The sequence below is a fragment of the Pseudoduganella sp. OTU4001 genome, from assembly GCF_038440195.1.
Lineage (GTDB): Bacteria > Pseudomonadota > Gammaproteobacteria > Burkholderiales > Burkholderiaceae_D > Rugamonas.
This window is the reverse complement of the sequence record NZ_JASATG010000011.1, coordinates 51,753-72,163: the sequence shown is the minus strand read 5'-3', so window position 1 is coordinate 72,163 and position 20,411 is coordinate 51,753. Positions and strand designations below refer to the sequence as shown.

Genomic DNA, 20,411 nt, shown 5'->3' with positions numbered 1-20,411 from the left:
TTGTTATGATTGTAGGGTTACACAATACAAAGATTGAAAGAGCAACATGCAGCCCGTAGCAGAACAACCGGTAAAAGAAGAACTGGACTACGTCACGTCGTGCGCCCTGCCGACCCCGTGGGCCCAGTTCACGCTGCATGCCTTCGTCGAACACGCCACCGGCAAGGAGCACCTGGCCATGGTATTGGGTGATATCAGCGACGGCCAGCCCGTGCTGGCCCGCGTCCACTCCGAGTGCCTGACCGGTGACGTCCTCTTCTCGCAGCGCTGCGACTGCGGCGCCCAGCTGGAAGGCGCACTGAAACGCATCGCCCAGGAAGGCCGCGGCGTGCTGCTTTACCTGCGCCAGGAAGGCCGCGGCATTGGCCTGATCAACAAGATGCGCGCCTACCGCCTGCAAGAGCAAGGCGCCGACACCGTGCAAGCCAACGAACAACTGGGCTTCAAGCCCGACCAGCGCAACTACGCCCTGGTCGAACCGATGCTGAAGCAGTTCGGCGTGAAGAGCCTGAAGCTGATGACCAACAACCCGCGCAAGATCGCAGCCATGGGCTCCCTGGGAGTTGAAGTGGCCGAGCGTGTGCCGCTGCTGGTCAACCGCAACGCCTTCAACCAGCACTACCTGAACACCAAGGCGCTCAAACTGGGACACATGATGACCCCGGTGAACCCGCCAGCCGCCGAAGACGGCGAGCTGTAATCCAGCCCCCGCCCCGCACCCGCGTCAAGGAATAGATGAAATTCACTAAACTGGCTTTACTACTGACTTTGACCTGGGGGTGCGTGGCAGCCAATGCGCAGCAGGCGCCCGCCCCTGCCGCTACGGATGCCGTGTCCTTGCCGACGCCATCCAGCACCGCGCAAAAACTCTATTCCGCCGCCAAGGCCGACCTGCTGCAGGTACGCTCGCTGCTGAAAAGCGGCCGTACCCAATCCTCGGTCGGCTCCGGCTTCCTGGTCGGCACCTCCAACCTGGTGCTGACCAACTACCACGTGGTTTCGCAATTCGCCCTCGATCCGGACACCTACACCGGCGAATGGGTCGATACCGAAGGCCAGCGCGGCAGCATCGAGTTGCTGGCGGTGGACGTGCTGCATGACCTGGCCGTGGTGCGCGTGAACCGCTACGGCACCGGCTACTTCAAGCTCGACAAACCGGCCCGCCTGACCCAGGGCCAGTACCTCTACTCCCTCGGCAACCCGCTCGACCTGGGCTTCGCCATTTCCGAAGGCGCCTACAACGGCGTGATCGCGCGCAGCTTCTACGAGCAACTGATGTTCACCGGCCCGATCAACGCCGGCATGAGCGGCGGCCCAAGCGTGACCGTGGACGGCGAAGTGGCCGGCGTCAACGTCTCCAAGCGCCTGGACGGCGAACTGGTGTCCTTCCTGGTGCCGGCCAAGTACGCGCAGGAGCTGCTGAAGAAAGTCGCGCCCGACGCCAAGCCGCCCAAAGACTTCACGGCGGTCGTCGCCCAGCAGCTGCTGGCGCACCAGGCCGCGATGGTCGACCAGCTGCTTGCCAAGCCGCTGACCGCCAAAGCCATGGGCCCCTACTCGGTGCCGGTGCGCGAGTCGGAGCAGATGCGCTGCTGGGGGCGCTCCAACGACCGCGACTCGTTCTCGGTGGAGCTGACCAACTGCGCCATGGAATCCTCGCTGTTCGTTTCCAGCTCGCTGCAGACCGGCCAGGTGCAGATCCAGCACCAGTACATGAAGAGCACCGGCCTTGATGAAGTGCGCTTCGCAGTGCTGTCCAGCGCCTCCTTCCGCAACGAAGCCTTCGGCAGCCACAAGGACAAGCGCCTGACCGGCCCGATCTGCACCGAACAATTCGTCAAAAATTCCAGCCTGCCGATGCGTGCCGTGATGTGCGTGCGCGCCTACCGCAAGTTCGACGGCCTGTACGACTTCGCCCTGCTCACGTCCAGCACCGACGAGGGCAAGATGAACCTGCAAAGCCGCCTCGATGCACGCGGTGTGTCGTATGAAAACGGCATGCGTGCCTCGCGCGCCTTCCTTGATTCGCTGGCGCGCGGGAGCAAGAAATGAACGGCCCGTTTTTCATCGAGACGCTGGCGCGTAATGGCGATGTGCTGCACCGCCACCGCGTGAACACGCTGCCGATCACGATCGGCCGCGGCTACAACAACGATTTCATCCTGGACGACGCCCACACCGCCGCCACCCACGCGGTGGTGGAACTGGCCGAAGACGGCGGCCTGGTGATGCGCGACCTGGGCAGCCAGAACGGCATCGTGGTGCATGGCAAGCGCCAGGCTTCGGTGCCGATCAACGGCACCACGGTGGTCCGCCTCGGCCACACCCGCCTGCGCGTGCGCGATGCCGCCTTCCCGGTCGAAGCGGAAGTCACCGACACCACCATGCACGCCTGGGAAGGCGGCGTGCCGGCGCTGGCCGGCCTGGCGCTGATCGCCCTGTTCGTCGGCGTAACGGAAGCGCTGGCCGATACCGGCACCTTCCAGGCCATCCGCTACCTGCTGGTGATTGCATCCGGTGTTGGCATCGGCATGGTGTGGAGCGGCGTCTGGGCGCTGGCCAATCGCCTGTTCGGCGGCCATGCACGCTTGGGACGCCACCTGTTCATCCTGGGCAGCGGCCTGGTCGCCATCGGCGCCTGGAAGGCCGTCAGCGGCGTGCTGGCCTATGCCTGGTCGGCGGAAGTGTTCACGCGTTATGGCAACCATGTCGTCATGTTAATCCTGGTGACGATGATCTATAACCACCTGCGCACCATCAAGCCGCACAAGCCGCGCGCCTTCATCTCGTCCTGCGCCATCTTCCTGGCCTTGGGTTCCGGCCTGATTTTGATGCGCAACTACGAGAACGCCGGCCGTCTGCGGGACGAGTTGTATATGTCACTGATCCTGCCGCCCGAGGTGCGCCAAAGCCCGGACCATACCGTGGATGAGTTCATGGGCGAGGCCGCAAAGCTTAAAGCAGCAGCCGATGAGGCCCGTAAATCGTCGAAATTGAAGAAGGATGATGACGAAGAAGATTGATTTGCTTTAAGCAAAAGATATTGCTTTGAGGAAAATTCTGGACTACTATTAATTTATAGATAGATGGTTCTAACCGTCTAGAATGATATTAATAGGAGGCACTATGTTGCTCCACGAACCTCATGCCGCGCCGATCCGCAAAGGTCCGCCCCGGCCACAAGATGCGATAGCCCCATTCGCAGCTTCGACTAACTCGTTTGAGATGGAAACCGAAGACGAGATCGGCGACGCGCTGACCGTGCTGGCCACCCATGGCGATTGCATCGCCATGTATGCCGCAGGCAGCCGTGAACCGGTGCTGGGACGCATCTTGTCGGTCGATCCCGAGCAGCCCCATTTCGTCATGGAGCTGAACGAAGGGTCGGTCCTGCCGCCTGGGAAAATCACCTTTGCCACGGTGCTTGGCAACTCGAAGATGCAGTTCAAGCTATCCAGCCAGGACTGGAAATCGCTCCCCGGCCAGCCGCACCTGATCCCACTGACCTTCCCCGAGACCTGCACGGTATTGAACCGCCGCGCCTTCGAGCGCGTTGAAACGCCGGTGGGCTCCGTCTTCGAGGCTTCGTTCGTGATGAACGGCACCACGCCGTATGAGCTGACGGTTTTCGATCTGTCGCAGGGTGGGCTTGGCCTGCGTGGCTCGAAGGCCCAGATGAAAGGCTTGCTGCGGGGCCGTAAAGTGCGCGATGTGGTGCTGGCCCTGGGCGACGAATCCATCACCATCACCGAGATGGAAGTCCGCGTCACGCGTTCGGTGCGCTCCTTCCTGCTGGGCGAACAGCTCCACCTCGGCTGCAAATTCACCATCATCGAGCCTGAAGAGGAAGCCCGGCTCAAAGCCATCGTGGACGAGATCCTCCACAACCCGGGCCACCGCTAAGCTTATTCCCAGGCGCCTATGCGGGGAATGGCGCGCCGCGCAGTTCGACGGTATTGCCTTCGGGGTCGTTGACGTAGATCGATGGGCCCTCGCCTTCCGCGCCATAGCGCGATTCGGACGGGCCGTTGGGCACGTCGTGCGCGGTCAGGTGGGCGCGGATCGCGGCTTCGTCGAACGGTTCGACGCGGAAGCAGAAGTGGTCGACATTGCGGCCTTCCTTGCCCGGCGCTGCGCCACCCATCTTGCCCAGCTTCTTGTCAATCGGGACCAGGTCCACCAGCGAGCTGCCGGCGCGCAGCTGGATCAGGCCGATTTCGTCCTGCCTGCGCTCGATGTGGCAGCCAAGGACTTCGGTGTAGAAGCGGATCATGCGGTCGGCATCGACAACGCGCAGCACGATGTGGTCAATCTCTCGAATCTTGATCAAGGTAGTCTCCTATGCGTCTGGGACGGGGTTGCTGCCGGAGACGGGCACGTAGCGCCCGCCACGGAATTCGAATTTCATCACCTGGTCAACGCGCCTGGCCGGCTCGTTGGCTTGTTTGCTGGCGGTGCTCATCGCGCCTTTGAAGCGGATGGTCAGCGCGCCGCCACCGGAGATCTCCCAGCGGCCCTCAACGGCATAGCACTTCCCCGGCGGCACCTTCTCATCCGCGCCGTCCGGAGGCGCGAGGCCGGGCAGCAATCCACCCAGCCGGTCCACGCAATCGGGACGCGAGTACACATTGCCGCCTTTGATCTTTTGCAGCACCAGCGGCTGCGCCTGAACGCCATCCATGCCGATGGCGTATAGCGCGAACAGGTCCACGCAATGCCCCTGCCAGCAACTGCCCCAGCTTACGTGCAGGGCGTGCGGCGCGGCTGGCAGCGGCACCACGTCCATTTGCACCCGCCCTTCGAAGCCCTGCAGGTCAAAAGGTTCCTGACGCCGGGCCACCTGCCAGCCATCCTTGCCAGGCTTGAAGGTATAGGCAGACAGGCCAATCGGTGTGCCGTGCGATACCTGCAGGTCGCCGCTTTCGCCAACCGGCGTCATGGCCGCCAGCAGGACCAGGCGGTCGGGCGCCACGCGCACCACCTGGCGCGGGACGATGGCGACTTTGCGCTGCTTGCCCTGGCGGGTGTCCCAGCCGCGCGTCACCGTGCTGGTGGGGATCGATACGACGCGGCCGCCCTCCTCGTCTGCCCATTTCGGGAAGACGATTTGCAGCAGCTCCTCTGGCTGCGGATCGGCGGGCTGCGCGCTGGCCAGCGCTGGCACGGCAAGCAAGGCTGCGATGAATGGCTTCATCGGCGCTCCTAGATCCGCAAGCGGCGGCGGTCGTTGAGGAAGGTGTCCAGCTGCTGCGGCGTCAGCACCTTTACCGGATCGCCGTGGAAGACGTACAGGTAAGGCTCGCCGCCCAGCCGGTCGGTCATCTTCGCCATCACCAGGAAGCTGGTGCCGAGCGGGTAGACGCTGGTGTCCCGCAAACGCTGCGAGCACTGCACCCGCATCTCCGGGCTGAACGCCTGCCCATTCACCGCACGCACCACCACCTGGCCGCCCTCCTCCAGCGACTCCACCGCCACCTCGCGATACTCAAACAGATCTCTTGTCATCCCAACATGTTACCTGATCCACCTCAACACGTGTGCCGTACACCCGCCCGACAATAAACCCATCTGCCGCGCTTGCTTGAAGACTTCCACTAACAGGCATACCATGAAATTTGCTTGGAACGAATCTAAAAGGATCGAAAATCTTCGCTCCCACGGTTTGGACTTCGTGGACGTCGCGTGCGTATTTACCGGCGCAATCATCTCAAAGGAGGACCAGCGATTTGCTTACACAGAGCGACGTTATTGCTCAACTGGGATGCTTGCAGGACAAGTCGTAATTATCATTCACACGCTTACAGCAGAGGAAATCCATGTCATCTCATTTCGAAAAGCAAATCGAAGAGAGTCCCGAAATTACATCCGAGAAGTGCTTAAGCAAAACGGATTGGGCCCGAGTCCATGCAATGGACGACGAAGACATCATCTTTGATGAGGACAGCCCGGAAATTCCAAGAGGATTCTGGAAGGGAAGCCAAGTAACAGTCCAGGGCCGCCCAGCGACATCTGCCGAGATTGAAGATCTAAAGCTGCAAGTCCTCGCTTACATCAACCGCCCTCGGCAGAAGAAATAGTTACCATCAAGGGCGGTTCATCGTCCACATCACGCTGGCGATTTTCCATTGGTTGTCGGCGTTCTTCATCATCTGCCAGGTTTCGATGCCGTGGTTCTGGGTCTTGCCGCCGATCTGGAATTCGTAATCGAACATCACCCACGCCACGTGGCCGTCCTGCGTGATCTTCACGTTGTAGAACTTCTCTTCCACCGGCTCCTTGCTGGTGGCGATAAAGCGTGCGAAGTCGTTGAAGCCGCCGCTGCGCAGGCCATCAAAGGTGACGTCGAGCTTATTGCGGACCTCGGCAATGAACTTCGGATCGGCAGGCGCATCGAACAGGATGTTGGAGTTCAGTACCAGGGTGGAGAGCAGCTTCTGGTCTTTCTTGATGATCGCGGCCTGGAAGTCCTGGATGATCTTGTTGATCGCATCCGTATCCTGCTGGCTGGTGACGTGCTTGCCGATATAGGCGGGCACGGTGTCGGCAGCATGGCTAACGCCGCCCAGCATGGCGGCGGCTGCGAATACGAGTGCGGTGGCGAATTGACGCATGTAGTGGTCTCTCATTGTTAGTGGAGACCACCATCTGGCGTCACTTAACAGGAAATCAAGTACGGCACGCCACGCGCCCACCGGTTGGACGACAGCGAGAACGTCAGCGCGCGCACCTGGTGGTACCAGCCGGCCGGCACATACAGCATGTCGCCCGGCTGGACGATCACTTCCAGCATGGTGGCTCGCTTCGCCAGCGGATAGCGCTCGAAGTCTGGCGCCTCCGGGTCGAAGGGGCTGCCGAACAGCACAGGGTTGGCTTCGCGCGTGTAGAGGAATTCGTCGTGATGTGGCGGCGCGAGGAAGATGCGCTTGGTGCCCCACACCTGGGCGAAGATGTTGTCGTCGAAATCGCAATGCAGTGGCGTGACGGTGCCGGCTGGGCCGATCCAGAATCGTGGCGGGCCCATCTTTTCGAAGTACGTCGGCCAGTGGCACAGGCTATTCAGTTCGCGCAGTTCGAGGTTACCGAGGTATGGCGGCAGGCCTTCGGTGGCGTCGGCCAGGTCGAGGTATGCGCGCATGGTCATGTCTTGCATGGCGCGGTCGGGAGCGAAGGCGGTGCCGACGTAGTCGCCGACGCGGGCGCGTACGTGTACTTCGCCGAAGCGTTCCCGCAGCACATCCGGCTGCAGCGCACAGATCGGCCAGCGGGCAACTGCGCCGGGGACCAGGAATGGCAGGCCTTCCTTGGCGCGGGCGCGAAATGCCGTCGCGCTCATCGGGCGCACGCGCGGCACGGCGTCAATCGCCGGCACGGTACGGCTGGCGGCGCGGATCGCTTCGCGCATTTCCTGCATCGAAGCCACCCCGCGCACCTGCGCATCGCGTCGTGCGCGGGCTTCGGCCTTCGCGGCTTCGCCTTCGGGCGGCACGCTGCGAGACGCCTCCAGCGGCGGCAAGCGGGACGACACGCCTACGCTCCCGCGCGCAGCACGAGCAATGCCACGGCTTCGGCGTTGATGCCTTCTTCGCGGCCAAGGTAGCCGAGCGTTTCGTTGGTCTTGGCTTTCACGTTCACGTGGCCGACCGGCACGCCGAGGTCGGCGGCGATGTTGGCTGCCATGGTGGCGATGTGCGGCGCCATCTTCGGGCGCTGGGCGATGATGGTGCAGTCGACGTTGCCGATATCGTAGCCGGTGGCGCGCACCCGCTTGGCAGCTTCGCGCAGCAGCACGCGCGAGTCGGCGCCGCGGAATTCTTCGGCGGTGTCCGGGAAGTGCTTGCCGATATCGCCCAAAGCCGCCGCGCCCAGGATGGCGTCGGTAATCGCATGCAGCAGCGCATCGGCATCCGAATGCCCCAGCAGCCCGCGCTCGTGCGGGATCTCGACCCCGCCGAGTATCAGCTTGCGGCCTTCCACCAGGCGGTGCGAGTCATAACCCTGGCCGATACGGAATGGGAGTTGCGTCATTTTTGAGAATCCTGTCCTAAATACATTTCTGCGATGGCGATGTCAGTCGGCAGCGTCACCTTCATATTGCGTGGATGGCCTTCGACCAGCTTGGGCGAATACCCCAGCATCTCGACCGCGCTGGCGTCGTCGGTGATCGCATTCGGGTCCGGCGCAAGCGCCAAGGCCCGCAGCAGCAGCGCGTAAGAAAACATCTGCGGCGTCTGCGCCAGCCACAAGCCATCGCGCGGCGTGGTCTCCACCGCGCCCGAGCGCGTGGACTTTACCGTGTCCACCACCGGCAGCGCAAGCAGCCCGCCGCCTTCGTGCTCGCCCACAGTGGCGATCAGCTTGGCGATCAAGGCTGGCGTCAAGCCGGGGCGCGCGGCATCATGCACCAGCACCATATCGTCGTCGCTCACTTCGGCGCGGATCGCGCGCAGGCCGTTCAGGATCGAATCCATGCGCGTGGCGCCGCCGCAGCGCAGGACAGTCACGCCGCGCTCCGGCGTCACCGAATCGATATAGCCGTCGCCGGCGCTGACCACGACGTAGGTGTGGGCGATCAGATCGCTGCGGCGGAAAGCTTCCAGCGTATGCTGCAGCATCGGCACGCCGTTGATCGGCAAATACTGTTTGGGGCTGGCCGCCGCCATGCGCGCGCCGACTCCGGCGGCTGGGATCAATGCGAAATAGCGATTCATTTTTTGCTACGTGACTTTCTCAAAATACTTTGTATCTCACCGTTGCACGCTTTGCCCAGGCGGGCGTATTCGGCCGGCGAGTCGATGGCGGCCTGCAGCGCCTCCACCTTGGCCATTTCGGCTTTGATGTACGGCATCCAGCCGCTGTCGATTTCATGCGCCAGGGCGGAACGCGCGGTGCCGGCCGGTGCGTACAGCGGCTTGGCCTCAAAGCGCCGCGCCAGCGCGGAGCGCACGATCTCCTCGACCTTGGGCAGATGCTCCATATACGCATTCATGTGCCGCAATTCATGCGACAGAATCTCCGCATACCCGCAACTGCCCGGCGGGAATTCATTGCCGACATAAATGCGCACCGGCGCATAGGTCAGTTGCACCTTGATCTGCGGCGCCACGCATTCGTAGCCGCTTACCGGGTCGGTCAGCATCGGGCCATCGAGACCAATCTGCACGCGCGATTCGGTGCGGGTCAGGCCGAGCACGAAACCGGTGGCCGGCATCTTGTCCGTCTTCATGGCGGACAGCTGCTTGTACGACAGCTGGGTGTTGACCGTGTAGCCGCTCTGGCGCGCCGACAGCACCGACACCGTTTTGCTGATCGTATCCTCGCAGCGGATCTGGAACGGCGTGCGCTTGACCTGCGCCGCCTGCGCCTGGCCTGCGCTCAGCGCGGCAACCAGCAGCAGGAAGCGCAGGATGTACATGGCCTCAGTCCAGCTTCCAGGCGTTTGAGCGCAGCTTATCGAGCCAGAAGGCGCCGATCACGGTTTTCACGTCGGTGATCTGGCCGTTGCGCACCCAGTCCAGCATTTCATCCACCGTGGCGGTGAAGGTTTCAATAAACTCGCCTTCGTCCAGTTTGGCCTCGCCGGCGGTCAGGCCGCGCGCCAGGTAGATGTCCAGGTGCTCGTCCGAGTAGGCGATGGCGTTGTGGATGGTGCAGACGAACTGCCAGTCGGTGCCGGTGTAGCCGGTTTCTTCTTCCAGCTCGCGGATGGCGCAGGCCAGCGGGTCTTCACCCGGGTCGATCTTGCCGGCCGGGAGTTCGATGAAGACGCGGTCGTTCGGGTAGCGGTACTGGCGCTCCAGCAGGATCGTGCCGTCGTCCAGCACGGGGATGATCACGACGGCGCCGGGGTGTTTGATGTACTCGCGCGAGGTGTGCTTGCCGTCGGGCAGGGCTACCGTGTCGCGGTGGACTTTCAGGAAGCCGCCGTCGTAGGCAATGCTGCCTTCTATCTTGGTTTCTTTTAGGTGCTTGTCCATGTCTTCTTTCAAACCGGTAAACCTGGGTCTGACCCAAGGGTCAGACCCTGTACGGTCTTGCGGATGATGGCCCGCGCCCGCAGCAGATCCGGGTCTGACCCTTGGGTCAGACCCAGGTTTACCGGTTTTAGTGGTGTTTACGCAGGTAGCGTACCACGAAGCCAGGGAATGCAAATACCAGGAATGCGAACGCCGCGACCCAGTAGAACTCCCAGTTCTGTGGAAACGCGGTGCCGATGCGGGATTCGAGGGCCATGCCGATGCCGCCAACGACGACATACAGCACCGCCAGCTCCCCCAGCCGCACCAGGAATGGCTTCTTGGCGGCTTTCAGGGGAACCAGGGCAAACACCTTCTCGTTCAGGAAAGGCAGGTTGGCGGCCACCACTGCGAGCAGGATGACCAGCCAGGATGATGCATTGACGTCCATCGATCGGGCGATCAGGAAGCCAGGGTCTTGGAGATCGCCGACATGCAGGCGTTCAGCAGCGGACCGGGGATCATACCCAGCACCACAACGGCCAGGCCGTTCAGTGCCAGTACCAGGCCCTTGTCGCTGGCAACCGACAGCGGAGCGGTATCGGTCGCTTCGTCGAACCACATGACCTTCACGATGCGGATGTAGTAGAACGCGCCCACCAGCGAGAACATCACGGCGAACACGGTCAGCCACACGGCGCCGGTGGTCAGCACCGACTGCAGCACCGCGAACTTGGCCGCGAAGCCCATCATCGGAGGCACGCCGGCCAGCGAGAACATCAGCACGGACATCAGCAGCGCGTAGCCTGGGCTGCGCTTGGACAGGCCCTTGAAGTCGTCGATCTCTTCCGCTTCGAAGCCCTGGCGCGCCAGGACCATGATCAGGCCGAAGGAGCCGACGGTGGTCATCACGTAGGTGATGGCGTAGTACATGGCAGCCGAGTAAGCGGCAGCGGCGTTGGCCTGCGATTGGCCCACCACGCCGGCCATCAGGCCGAGCAGCACGAAGCCCATCTGAGCGATGGTGGAGTAAGCCAGCATACGCTTCAGGTTAGTCTGGGCGATCGCGGTCAGGTTACCGATGGCCAGCGACAGCACCGCCAGGATCATCAGCATTTCCTGCCAGTCGAATGCCATTGGCAGCATGCCTTCCACCAGCAGGCGCACGCAGATGGCGAAGGTCGCCAGCTTCGGTGCGCCGCCCAGCAGCAGGGTCACGCCGGTCGGCGCGCCCTGGTAGACGTCCGGTACCCACATGTGGAACGGCACGGCGCCCAGCTTGAAGGCCAGGCCGGCCACCACGAACACCAGGCCGAAGGTCAGGATCGACTTGTCCAGGGTGCCGGAGCCGATCTTCTTGGCCACTTCGCCGATTTCCAGCGAGCCGGTGGCGCCGTACAGCATCGACATGCCGTACAGCAGGAAGCCGGAAGCCAGCGCGCCCAGGATGAAATACTTCATCGCAGCTTCGGTCGCACGTGCGTCGTCGCGGCGCAGGGCCACCAGGGCGTACAGCGACAGCGACATCAGTTCCAGGCCCAGGTAGATGGACAGGAAGCTGTTAGCCGAGATCATCACCATCTGGCCCAGCATGGAGAACAGCGCCAGGACGTAGAACTCGCCGCCCAGGTTACCGCCCAACATGCCACGGTCGGTGGAATATTGGCGGGCATACACCAGGGTCATGCCCATGGTCAGGTAGGAGAACAGCTTCAGCAGGTTACCCATCGGGTCGCTGATGAACATGTTCGAGAACGCGTACACGGTCGTGCCCTGGCTGTAATCGCCAAAGCTGAACACTGCGGCGCCGGCCAGTGCGGCCAGCGACAGCATGTAAGTGACCGCACGTTTGCTCTGGTCCAGGAACATGTCGATCAGCAGGATCGCCGAAGCGGCGATCAGCAGAAAGACTTCTGCGTAGAGCGGGATCAGGTTAGTGGTATTCATGAAAACTTGGTCCTATCTGCTATCAAGGGGCCACAACGGCTGGCAGCTTGCTCTGGGCGACATGCGCCAGCAGGTCGGCCACGGATACTTGCATCACGTCGGTAAATGGGGCTGGGTACAGGCCCATATACAGTACGGCGATTGCCAGGATGCCCAGCATCAGGAACTCGCGATTGTTGACGTCGGTCAGTTCTTCCACGTGCGGGTTGGTGATGGCGCCGAAGATCACGCGCTTGGCCATCCACAGGGAGTAAGCCGCGCCGAAGATCAGGGCGGTCGCCGCCGCGATACCGGTCACGAAGTTGAACTGCACGGCGCCCAGGATCACCATGAACTCGCCCACGAAGCCGGAGGTGGCTGGCAGGCCGCAGTTGGCCATGGAGAACAGGATGAACAGTGCGGCGAACTTAGGCATCTTGTTCACGACGCCACCGTAGTCGGCGATCTGGCGCGAGTGCATGCGGTCATACAGCACGCCGATGCACAGGAACATGGCGCCGGAGATGAAGCCGTGCGACACCATCTGCACGATACCGCCCTGCACCGACATGTCGTTGAACATGAAGAGGCCCAGGGTCACGAAGCCCATGTGCGCGATGGACGAATACGCCACCAGTTTCTTCATGTCTTTCTGCACCAGGGCCACCAGGCCGATGTAGATCACAGCGATCAGCGACAGGCCGATGATGAACCAGGCGTATTCGCGCGACGCGTCAGGCGCGATCGGCATGGAGAATCGCAGGAAGCCGTAAGCACCCAGCTTCAGCATGATCGCGGCCAGCACGGCGGAACCGCCGGTCGGCGCTTCCACGTGCACGTCCGGCAGCCAGGTGTGGACTGGGAACATCGGCACCTTCACGGCGAAGGCCATGAAGAAGGCGAAGAAGATCAGGGTCTGCTCTTTCAGCGTCAGCGGCAGCTTGTGCCACGCCAGGATGTCCCAGCTACCGGACTTGTTGTACAGGTAGATGATGGCAACCAGCGTCAGCAGCGAGCCGAAGAAGGTGTAGAGGAAGAACTTGAACGCTGCGTAGATGCGGTTCTGGCCGCCCCACACGCCGATGATGATGTACATCGGGATCAGGGTCGCTTCGAAGAAGAAGTAGAACAGCAGGCCGTCGGTGGCGGCGAATACGCCGATCATCAGGCCGGACAGCATCAGGAACGCGCCCATGTATTCCGCCACGCGCTCGGTGATCACTTCCCACGCCGATATCACCACGATGATGGTGATGAAGGCGGTCAGGGGGATGAACCACATCGACAGGCCGTCAATACCCAGCGAGTAGAAGATGTTGAAGCGTTCGATCCATGGAGCCTTCTCCACGAATTGCATGCCGTGGGCAGCTTTGTCGAACTGGGTGAACAGCGGGATGGTCGGCACCAGCGAGACCAGCGCGCCCACCAGCGACAGCACACGCACCATGCCGGCACGCGAATCGCGGCCGATGGCCAGCACGATCAGGCCGAAGACGATCGGCACCCAGATCGACAGGCTCAGGTAAGTAGAAAGATTAGTCGTTGACTGCATTTGTTATCTCTTTTGCGTCAGCTGTTAAGCGTGCCAAAACGGCAGGAAGTACACCAGGAAGCCCAGGATACCGATGATCATCACGAAGGCGTAGTGATAGATGTAGCCGGTCTGGAACACGCGGGTGATGCCGGAGAACCAGCCCACCACTTTCGCGGAACCGTTCACGAACAAGCCATCGATGATGGTGCGGTCGCCCGCGCTCCACAGGCCCTCGCCCAGCAGGCGTGCGCCGCGGGCAAAGACAGCCTCGTTGAACTTGTCCATGTAGTACTTGTTGTCCAGCAGGGTGTGCAGCGGCTTCAGGGTCTTGTAGAAGGCTTCCGGCACCTTCGGGTTGACCATGTAGCAGTAGTACGCGGTGGCCACACCGGCGACAGCCAGCCACAGAGGCGCGGTCTGCACCGAGTGCAGGGCCATGCTCAGCCAGTCGTGGAAGTGGTGGTGCAGTGCTTCCATTGCGCCGTGGTTTTCACCGACGAAGATCACGCCCTTGAAGAAATCGCCGAACAGCATCGGCTGGATCGCGATCGCGCCGATCAGGACCGACGGGATAGCCAGCAGGATCAGCGGCAGGGTCACTACCAGGCCTGGCGAATGCGGCTTCTCGCCTGGCGCCAGGCCGTGGTGGCCGTGGTCGTCTTCTTCGCCTTCGTCAGCATGGTGCGACGCGTGGTCGTGGTGATGCTCCTTGCCGAAGTTTTCCGGACCGTGGAACACCAGGAAGTACATACGGAAGGAATAGAACGCGGTCACGAACACGCCTGCCAGCACAGCGAAGTTGGCAAAGCCAGCGCCCGGGATATGGGTCGCGTGCACCGCTTCGATGATCATGTCCTTCGAGTAGAAGCCGGATAAGCCTGGGGTACCGATCAGCGCCAGGGAGCCCAGCAGCGAGGTGATCCAGATGATCTTCAGGTACTTCTTCAGGCCGCCCATATTGCGGATGTCCTGGTCGTGGTGCATCGCCATGATGACGGCGCCGGCGCCAAGGAACAGCAGCGCCTTGAAGAACGCGTGGGTCATCAGGTGGAACACGGCCACCGAGTAAGCGGAGGCGCCCAGCGCCACGGTCATGTAGCCCAGCTGCGACAGGGTCGAGTAAGCCACCACGCGCTTGATGTCGTTCTGGATGATGCCCATGAAGCCCATGAACAGCGCGGTGATCGAACCCACCACCAGGATCACGGACAGCGCAGCATCCGACATTTCGAACAGCGGCGACATGCGGGTCACCATGAAGATACCGGCGGTAACCATGGTTGCAGCGTGGATCAGTGCCGAGATCGGGGTCGGGCCTTCCATCGAGTCAGGCAGCCAGACGTGCAGCGGGAACTGCGCCGACTTGCCCATCGCGCCGATGAACAGGCAGATACAGGCCACCGAGATCAGCGCCCAGTCGGTGCCCGGCAGGGTACCGTTGATCAGCGCGTCCTTCTTGGCGAACACTTCCTGGTAGTCCATGGAACCGGTGTAAGCCAGGATCAGGCCAATGCCCAGGATGAAGCCGAAGTCACCCACACGGTTGACCAGGAAGGCCTTCATGTTGGCGAAAATGGCGGTCGGGCGGGTGTACCAGAAACCGATCAGCAGGTAGGACACCAGGCCCACAGCTTCCCAGCCGAAGAACAGCTGCAGGAAGTTGTTGGACATCACCAGCATCAGCATCGAGAAGGTGAACAGCGAGATGTAGGAGAAGAAGCGGTTGTAGCCTTCATCTTCCGCCATGTAGCCGATGGTGTAGATGTGCACCATCAGCGACACGAACGTCACCACGTTCATCATCATCGCGGTCAGCGTGTCGATCTGGAAGCCGACCGCCAGCTTGACGCCGGCCACGGTCATCCAGCGGTAGACGTCACCGTTGAAGGTGGCGCCATCCATCACCTGCAGCAGGGTCTGGAACGAGATCAGGAAAGCGATCAGCACGCCCAGGATGGTCGCGGTATGCGACACCTTGCGGCCGACGACATTGCCGAAGAACTTGGTGCCCAGCAGGCCCGCGATTGCGGAACCTGCCAGCGGCGCCAGCGGAACGGCCAGAAGGAGGGTTGGGTTAAGTTGCCCCGTCATGATTTACCTTATCTATTATTCGAGGATTTAACTTAGCCTTTGAGGCTGTCCAGGTCTTCCACGTTGATGGTGTCCAGGTTACGGAACATCACCACCAGGATCGCGAGGCCGATTGCCGATTCGGCAGCCGCCACGGTCAGGATGAAGAAGACGAAGATCTGCCCGGCCGCGTCGCCCAGGTAGTGCGAGAACGCGATGAAGTTCATGTTCACTGCCAGCAGCATCAGTTCGATGGCCATCAGCAGGACGATGACGTTCTTGCGGTTCAGGAAAATACCGACGATCGAGATCGCGAACAGGATCGCGCCCAGGATCAGTACCGAGGATAAAGTCATGGTGCCTCCTTGGTTTCCGCAGCGGCGACCGGAGCGTGGACGGTAGCGTCCATCTTCACGATCTTCAGGCGGTCGTTACGCTTGACGCGGACAGCTTCTGCCGGGTCGAAGAACTTGGTGTCTTTGCGCTTGCGCAGGGTCAGTGCCACGGCAGCCACGATCGCCACCAGCAGTACCACCGCCGCGATTTCAAACGCGTAGATGTACTCGGTGTAGATCTTCAGGCCGAGGGCCTTGGTCTGGCCGATGGTGTTGGCCGCTGCAGGAACCGCGGTGCCGGTCGATGGGAAGGCGCGCCAGATGACGGCAGCCATTTCCACCACGATCACGCCGCCGACGACGGCAGCCACCGGCAGGTAATTCCAGAAGCCCGCACGCAGCTTGTCGAGGTCGATGTCGATCATCATCACGACGAACAGGAACAGGACCATGACGGCGCCGACGTACACCAGCACCAGCACGATGGACAGGAATTCAGCTTTCAGCAGCATCCAGATGCCGGCCGCCTGGAAGAAGGCCAGCACCAGGAACAGCGCAGCTTGCACCGGATTGCGTGCAGTGATAACGCGCAGCGATGCCAGCACCAGGATGGCAGCGAACACGTAGAACAGGATATTAGTGAAGTTCATTATCTTTAACCTCGGCGATCAGCGGTACTTGGCGTCGGCTTCGCGGTTGGCCGCGATTTCCGCTTCGTAGCGGTCGCCCACGGCCAGCAGCATTTCCTTGGTGTAGTACAGGTCACCGCGCTTTTCGCCGTGGTATTCCAGTACGTGCGTCTCGACGATCGAGTCCACCGGGCAGGATTCTTCGCAGAAGCCGCAGAAGATGCACTTGGTCAGGTCGATGTCGTAGCGGGTGGTACGGCGGCTGCCGTCGTCACGCTGCTCCGACTCGATGGTGATCGCCATCGCCGGGCAAACTGCTTCGCACAGTTTGCAGGCGATGCAGCGCTCTTCGCCGTTCGGATAACGGCGCAGGGCGTGCAGGCCGCGGAAACGCGGCGAGATCGGGGTCTTCTCTTCCGGGAACTGGACGGTGATCTTCTTGGCAAACATGTATTTGCCGGTCAGCGCCATCCCCTTGAACAGTTCGGTCAGCATGAAGCTGCCGAAGAAGTCTTTCAATCGGTCCATTTCGTATTCGCTCTCTTACTTCCAAATATTCCAGGAGGTCTGCATCCAGGTCGCCACGAACACCAGGTACACCAGGGTCAGTGGGATGAACACTTTCCAGCCCAAACGCATGATCTGGTCATAGCGGTAGCGTGGGAAGGTGCCACGCGTCCAGATGAACAGCGATACGATGAAGAAGGTCTTGATGAACAGCCAGAAGAAGCCGCCGAACACACCGCCGATTTCCAGCGCTGCGATCGGAGCGGACCAGCCCCCCAGGAACATGATCGATGCCAGCAGGCCGATCAGGATCATGTTGGCGTATTCCGCCAGGAAGAACATGGCGTAAGCCATGCCGCCGTATTCGACCATGTGGCCGCCGACGATCTCGGACTCGCCTTCCACCACGTCGAACGGGTGGCGGTTGCATTCGGCCAGGCCGGACACCAGGTAGACCACGAAGATCGGCAGCAGCGGCAGCCAGTTCCAGGAGAACAGGTTCAGGCCCATGTCGGCCATCATGCCCTTCTGCTGGCCGGCGACGATCTCGGACAGGTTCAGGGAACCCGCCACCATCAGTACGATCACCAGGCAGAAGCCCATCGCGATTTCGTAGGACACCATCTGTGCCGATGCACGCATCGCGCCCATGAAGGAGTACTTCGAGTTGGCGGACCAGCCGGCGATGATGATGCCGTACACCTCCATCGAGGCGATTGCCATGATCAGCAGCAGGCCGGCGTTGACGTCGGCCAGGGCAGCGCCCGGGGCGAACGGCACCACCGCCCAGCAAGCCAGCGCCGGCATGATGGTCATCACAGGACCGATGAAGAACAGGGACTTGTTCGACTTGGTCGGGACGATGATCTCTTTAAACAGCAGTTTCAGCGCGTCGGCGATCGGCTGCAGCAGGCCGTTCGGGCCTACGCGGTTCGGGCCGATACGGATCTGGATCCAGCCCAGCAGCTTACGCTCCCACAGGGTCAGGTAGGCGACCAGGCCCATCAGGGGCAGGGTCACGCACAGGATCTTGGCCATGGTCCAGACGAACGGCCAGAAGGTGCCGAGGTTGGCCTCGCCCATCGCTTTAATCGAATCAATCATTTCTGGCAGAGCCATTACTTGCCCTCCCCTGCTTTGGCAACGGTGATTTCACCGAACATCGCGCCCAGCATCGAGGTCGATGCGTGTGCGGCAGACACGCGCACCACGTTCGCTGGCAGGCCGGCGTCGATGGTGGCTTCCAGGATCGCAAAGCCGGAGCCCTGCTTCACTTCGACCTTGTCGCCAGCCTTGACACCGATCTGCTGTGCAGCGGCGCTGGACAGGTGCGCTTTCGGCGCGGCTGCGTCGGCGGTCGCCAGCAGCGGGCCGGAACGGCGCGCCAGGGCGTCGGCGAAGTAGATCGGCACGTCGGCGATACGCTGCAGGCCTTGCACCGCGAACGGCACGCCGGCAACGGCAGCTTTGCGCGATACGTTCGACAGCTTGGCCGACAGGTCGGCGCCTTTTTCGAACAGTTCGTCGCGGATCGATTCCGAAGTTTCGTAGTCGAAGCCGCCCAGGCCCAGGATGTTACCCAGGACGCGCAGCACTTTCCAGGCCGGACGGGCGTCGCCCATTGGCTTGACGGTGCCGTTGAACGACTGCAGGCGGCCTTCGGCGTTGACGAAGGAGCCGGAAGTCTCGGCGAACGGAGCGATCGGCAGCAGCACGTCGGCGTAGTCGGCGCCGTGCTTGAAGGCGGACATCACCACCACCATTTCGGCGGCGTTCAGTGCAGCCTTGGCCGCTTGCGGGTTGGCTGCGTCGAGTTCTGGCTCGGCGTTCAGCAGGACGTAAGCCTTCTTCGGTGCGGAGAAGGCCGGAGCGGCGTTCTTCGCGGTAGCGCCGACCAGGTAGCCGCCAACGGTGTTGGCTGCTTCGGTCAGGTAGCCCAGCTTGGCGCCGGTCTGTTCTGCGATCCACTGCGCAGCAGCGTGCAGCTTGGACGCCTCCGGATGCGCCACGGCGGCGTTACCCAGGAACACGGCCTTGCGCTCGCCGCCGACCAGCGATTCAGCGATGGCTTCCGCTTCAGCGGAAGCAACCACGCCTTCGAAGCCGGCCGGAGCGGCAACGCCCTTGGCTTTGGCGACAGCGGCAACAACGCCGGACAGCGCGGCCAGCCAGTCGGACGGCGCAGCGATGATCTTGTTGGCGGTGGTGATCAGGTTTTCGTCGTTGGACGCGTGCAGCACGGACAGCTTGCCGCCAGCTTTCACGGCCGCGCGGATGCGGGTCGCGAACAGCGGGTGGTCCTTACGCAGGAAGGAACCGATCACGAATACGCGCTGCAGGTGCGACAGTTCGGCAATCGGCATGCCCAGCCAAGGCTTCACTTCGCCGTCCAGCGCGAAGTCGGACTGGCGCAGACGGAAGTCCACGTTCTCCGAACCCACGCCGTGCATCAGCTTCTTCAGCAGGGCCAGTTCTTCCACGGTCGAATGCGCGGTCGCGTAAGCGGCCAGCGAGTCGGCGCCGTGTTCGTGCTTGATGTTCTTCAGGCCGTGCGCCACGTATTCCAGAGCGACTTGCCAATCAACTTCTTTCCACTCGCCGCCCTGCTTCAGCATTGGCTTGGTCAGGCGCTCGGCGCTGTCCAGCGCCTCGTAGGAGTAGCGGTCCTTGTCGGAAATCCAGCACTCGTTGACGTCGTCGTTCTCGAACGGCAGCACACGCTTCACGGAGCCCTGCTTCACTTGCACGATCAGGTTCGCGCCGGTGGAGTCGTGCGGGGAGACCGATTTGCGGCGCGACAGTTCCCAGGTACGGGCGCTGTAGCGGAATGGACGCGAGGTCAGTGCGCCGACTGGGCACAGGTCGATCATATTGCCCGACATTTCGGAGTTCACCGCTTCGCCAACGAAGGTGGTGATCTCGGAATGCTCGCCGCGGCCCAGCATGCCCAGTTCCATCACGCCGGCCACTTCCTGGCCGAAACGCACGCAACGGGTGCAGTGGATGCAGCGCGACATCTCTTCCATCGCCACCAGCGAGGAGCCGGCCTTCGGAGGCACAACGCGCTTCTCTTCTTCGTAGCGGGATTCCATCTTGCCGTAGCCGACTGCCAGATCCTGCAGCTGGCATTCGCCGCCCTGGTCGCAGATTGGGCAATCCAGCGGGTGGTTAATCAGCAGGAATTCCATCACCGACTTCTGTGCTTGCACAGCCTTGTCGGAGGCGGACTTCACGACCATGCCAGCCGATACCGGCGTGGCGCATGCTGGCAGAGGCTTAGGCGCCTTCTCCACTTCGACCAGGCACATACGGCAGTTCGCAGCGATCGACAATTTCTTGTGATAGCAGAAGTGCGGGATGTAGGTACCCAGCTTGTTGGCGGCGTCCATCACCATGCTACCCGCAGGGACTTCTACCTTTTTGCCGTCAATTTCGATTTCAACCATGATAATCGCAG

The 20,411-nt window shown here is 61.9% G+C and carries 24 protein-coding genes; 6 read left to right on the top strand and 18 right to left on the bottom strand.

Translation table 11 applies throughout. From position 1 onward, the window contains the following. Nucleotides 1-46 precede the first annotated feature (46 nt). The 4 genes from ribA (at nucleotide 47) to AAHE99_RS12555 (ending at nucleotide 3,903) form a co-directional block, all read left to right on the top strand. Nucleotides 47-700 (top strand): GTP cyclohydrolase II, encoded by a 654-nt coding sequence (gene ribA, locus AAHE99_RS12570; RefSeq protein WP_342117641.1) that lies wholly within the window; start codon nucleotides 47-49, stop codon nucleotides 698-700. 35 nt (nucleotides 701-735) lie between these two features. Next, nucleotides 736-2,052, top strand: coding sequence for a S1 family peptidase (locus tag AAHE99_RS12565; RefSeq protein ID WP_342117639.1), 1,317 nt, complete (start codon nucleotides 736-738; stop codon nucleotides 2,050-2,052). After that, a complete protein-coding gene (locus tag AAHE99_RS12560; RefSeq protein ID WP_342117637.1) occupies nucleotides 2,049-3,023 on the top strand; it encodes an FHA domain-containing protein in 975 nt (324 codons plus the stop codon). The genes AAHE99_RS12565 and AAHE99_RS12560 overlap by 4 nt, the downstream gene beginning before the upstream one ends. Before the next feature lie 202 nt (nucleotides 3,024-3,225). Beyond that, nucleotides 3,226-3,903: a flagellar brake protein gene (locus AAHE99_RS12555; protein ID WP_342117636.1), complete on the top strand. Its 678-nt coding sequence runs from the start codon at nucleotides 3,226-3,228 to the stop codon at nucleotides 3,901-3,903. Nucleotides 3,904-3,919: 16 nt separating this feature from the next. Here the strand turns inward: AAHE99_RS12555 and AAHE99_RS12550 are convergent, their stop codons facing one another. Genes AAHE99_RS12550 through AAHE99_RS12540 form a run of 3 tightly spaced genes read right to left on the bottom strand, consistent with a single transcriptional unit; the run spans nucleotide 3,920 to nucleotide 5,505 of the window. Next, entirely contained in the window at nucleotides 3,920-4,330 is a 411-nt protein-coding gene (locus AAHE99_RS12550) for a VOC family protein (RefSeq protein WP_342117634.1), read from the bottom strand. Between the two features lie 9 nt (nucleotides 4,331-4,339). Continuing rightward, a complete protein-coding gene (locus AAHE99_RS12545) occupies nucleotides 4,340-5,194 on the bottom strand; it encodes a hypothetical protein (protein WP_342117632.1) in 855 nt (284 codons plus the stop codon). Nucleotides 5,195-5,202: 8 nt separating this feature from the next. Next, complete coding sequence (locus AAHE99_RS12540; RefSeq protein WP_342117629.1) at nucleotides 5,203-5,505, bottom strand: hypothetical protein; 303 nt, start codon at nucleotides 5,503-5,505, stop codon at nucleotides 5,203-5,205. Between the two features lie 103 nt (nucleotides 5,506-5,608). Between AAHE99_RS12540 and AAHE99_RS26795 the strand changes: the two genes are divergently transcribed. Together AAHE99_RS26795 and AAHE99_RS12535 are read left to right on the top strand one after the other, a co-directional pair. Then, nucleotides 5,609-5,935 (top strand): BrnT family toxin, encoded by a 327-nt coding sequence (locus AAHE99_RS26795; protein WP_446728918.1) that lies wholly within the window; start codon nucleotides 5,609-5,611, stop codon nucleotides 5,933-5,935. Beyond that, the gene (locus tag AAHE99_RS12535; RefSeq protein ID WP_342117627.1) at nucleotides 5,910-6,077 is read left to right on the top strand and encodes a hypothetical protein; all 168 of its coding nucleotides are present in this window, start codon (nucleotides 5,910-5,912) and stop codon (nucleotides 6,075-6,077) included. The genes AAHE99_RS26795 and AAHE99_RS12535 overlap by 26 nt, the downstream gene beginning before the upstream one ends. A 6-nt stretch (nucleotides 6,078-6,083) precedes the next feature. On the opposite strand, the gene AAHE99_RS12530 is transcribed toward AAHE99_RS12535, so the two are convergent. The 15 genes from AAHE99_RS12530 to nuoG form a co-directional block, all read right to left on the bottom strand. Further along, a complete protein-coding gene (locus AAHE99_RS12530; protein ID WP_342117626.1) occupies nucleotides 6,084-6,611 on the bottom strand; it encodes a hypothetical protein in 528 nt (175 codons plus the stop codon). Between the two features lie 44 nt (nucleotides 6,612-6,655). Then, on the bottom strand, nucleotides 6,656-7,525 hold the full coding sequence (locus AAHE99_RS12525) for a cupin-like domain-containing protein (protein WP_342117625.1): 870 nt from the start codon (nucleotides 7,523-7,525) through the stop codon (nucleotides 6,656-6,658). 2 nt (nucleotides 7,526-7,527) lie between these two features. Next, on the bottom strand, nucleotides 7,528-8,025 hold the full coding sequence (gene ispF / locus AAHE99_RS12520; protein WP_342117624.1) for a 2-C-methyl-D-erythritol 2,4-cyclodiphosphate synthase: 498 nt from the start codon (nucleotides 8,023-8,025) through the stop codon (nucleotides 7,528-7,530). Then, nucleotides 8,022-8,708: a 2-C-methyl-D-erythritol 4-phosphate cytidylyltransferase gene (gene ispD / locus AAHE99_RS12515; protein ID WP_342117622.1), complete on the bottom strand. Its 687-nt coding sequence runs from the start codon at nucleotides 8,706-8,708 to the stop codon at nucleotides 8,022-8,024. The genes ispF and ispD overlap by 4 nt, the downstream gene beginning before the upstream one ends. Further along, the gene (locus AAHE99_RS12510; RefSeq protein WP_342117621.1) at nucleotides 8,705-9,412 is read right to left on the bottom strand and encodes a hypothetical protein; all 708 of its coding nucleotides are present in this window, start codon (nucleotides 9,410-9,412) and stop codon (nucleotides 8,705-8,707) included. The genes ispD and AAHE99_RS12510 overlap by 4 nt, the downstream gene beginning before the upstream one ends. 4 nt (nucleotides 9,413-9,416) lie before the next feature. After that, nucleotides 9,417-9,974, bottom strand: a complete 558-nt coding sequence (locus AAHE99_RS12505) for an NUDIX hydrolase (RefSeq protein WP_342117620.1) — start codon at nucleotides 9,972-9,974, stop codon at nucleotides 9,417-9,419. A 127-nt stretch (nucleotides 9,975-10,101) separates the two neighbouring features. Then, entirely contained in the window at nucleotides 10,102-10,404 is a 303-nt protein-coding gene (locus AAHE99_RS12500; RefSeq protein WP_342117618.1) for a DUF2818 family protein, read from the bottom strand. Nucleotides 10,405-10,415: 11 nt separating this feature from the next. Continuing rightward, a complete protein-coding gene (gene nuoN, locus AAHE99_RS12495; protein WP_342117617.1) occupies nucleotides 10,416-11,900 on the bottom strand; it encodes an NADH-quinone oxidoreductase subunit NuoN in 1,485 nt (494 codons plus the stop codon). Between the two features lie 22 nt (nucleotides 11,901-11,922). After that, nucleotides 11,923-13,431 (bottom strand): NADH-quinone oxidoreductase subunit M, encoded by a 1,509-nt coding sequence (locus tag AAHE99_RS12490; protein ID WP_342117615.1) that lies wholly within the window; start codon nucleotides 13,429-13,431, stop codon nucleotides 11,923-11,925. Nucleotides 13,432-13,455: 24 nt separating this feature from the next. Continuing rightward, complete coding sequence (nuoL, locus tag AAHE99_RS12485; RefSeq protein ID WP_342117613.1) at nucleotides 13,456-15,504, bottom strand: NADH-quinone oxidoreductase subunit L; 2,049 nt, start codon at nucleotides 15,502-15,504, stop codon at nucleotides 13,456-13,458. A 32-nt stretch (nucleotides 15,505-15,536) separates the two neighbouring features. Continuing rightward, complete coding sequence (nuoK, locus tag AAHE99_RS12480; RefSeq protein ID WP_057259369.1) at nucleotides 15,537-15,839, bottom strand: NADH-quinone oxidoreductase subunit NuoK; 303 nt, start codon at nucleotides 15,837-15,839, stop codon at nucleotides 15,537-15,539. Then, a complete protein-coding gene (locus tag AAHE99_RS12475) occupies nucleotides 15,836-16,468 on the bottom strand; it encodes an NADH-quinone oxidoreductase subunit J (RefSeq protein WP_342117611.1) in 633 nt (210 codons plus the stop codon). Before AAHE99_RS12475 ends, nuoK begins: the two co-directional genes overlap by 4 nt. 18 nt (nucleotides 16,469-16,486) lie before the next feature. Next, nucleotides 16,487-16,975 (bottom strand): NADH-quinone oxidoreductase subunit NuoI, encoded by a 489-nt coding sequence (gene nuoI / locus AAHE99_RS12470; RefSeq protein WP_342117610.1) that lies wholly within the window; start codon nucleotides 16,973-16,975, stop codon nucleotides 16,487-16,489. 15 nt (nucleotides 16,976-16,990) lie between these two features. Next, the gene (gene nuoH, locus AAHE99_RS12465) at nucleotides 16,991-18,073 is read right to left on the bottom strand and encodes an NADH-quinone oxidoreductase subunit NuoH (protein ID WP_342117609.1); all 1,083 of its coding nucleotides are present in this window, start codon (nucleotides 18,071-18,073) and stop codon (nucleotides 16,991-16,993) included. After that, complete coding sequence (gene nuoG, locus AAHE99_RS12460) at nucleotides 18,073-20,400, bottom strand: NADH-quinone oxidoreductase subunit NuoG (RefSeq protein ID WP_342117607.1); 2,328 nt, start codon at nucleotides 20,398-20,400, stop codon at nucleotides 18,073-18,075. The genes nuoH and nuoG overlap by 1 nt, the downstream gene beginning before the upstream one ends. Between the last annotated feature and the right edge of the window lie 11 nt (nucleotides 20,401-20,411).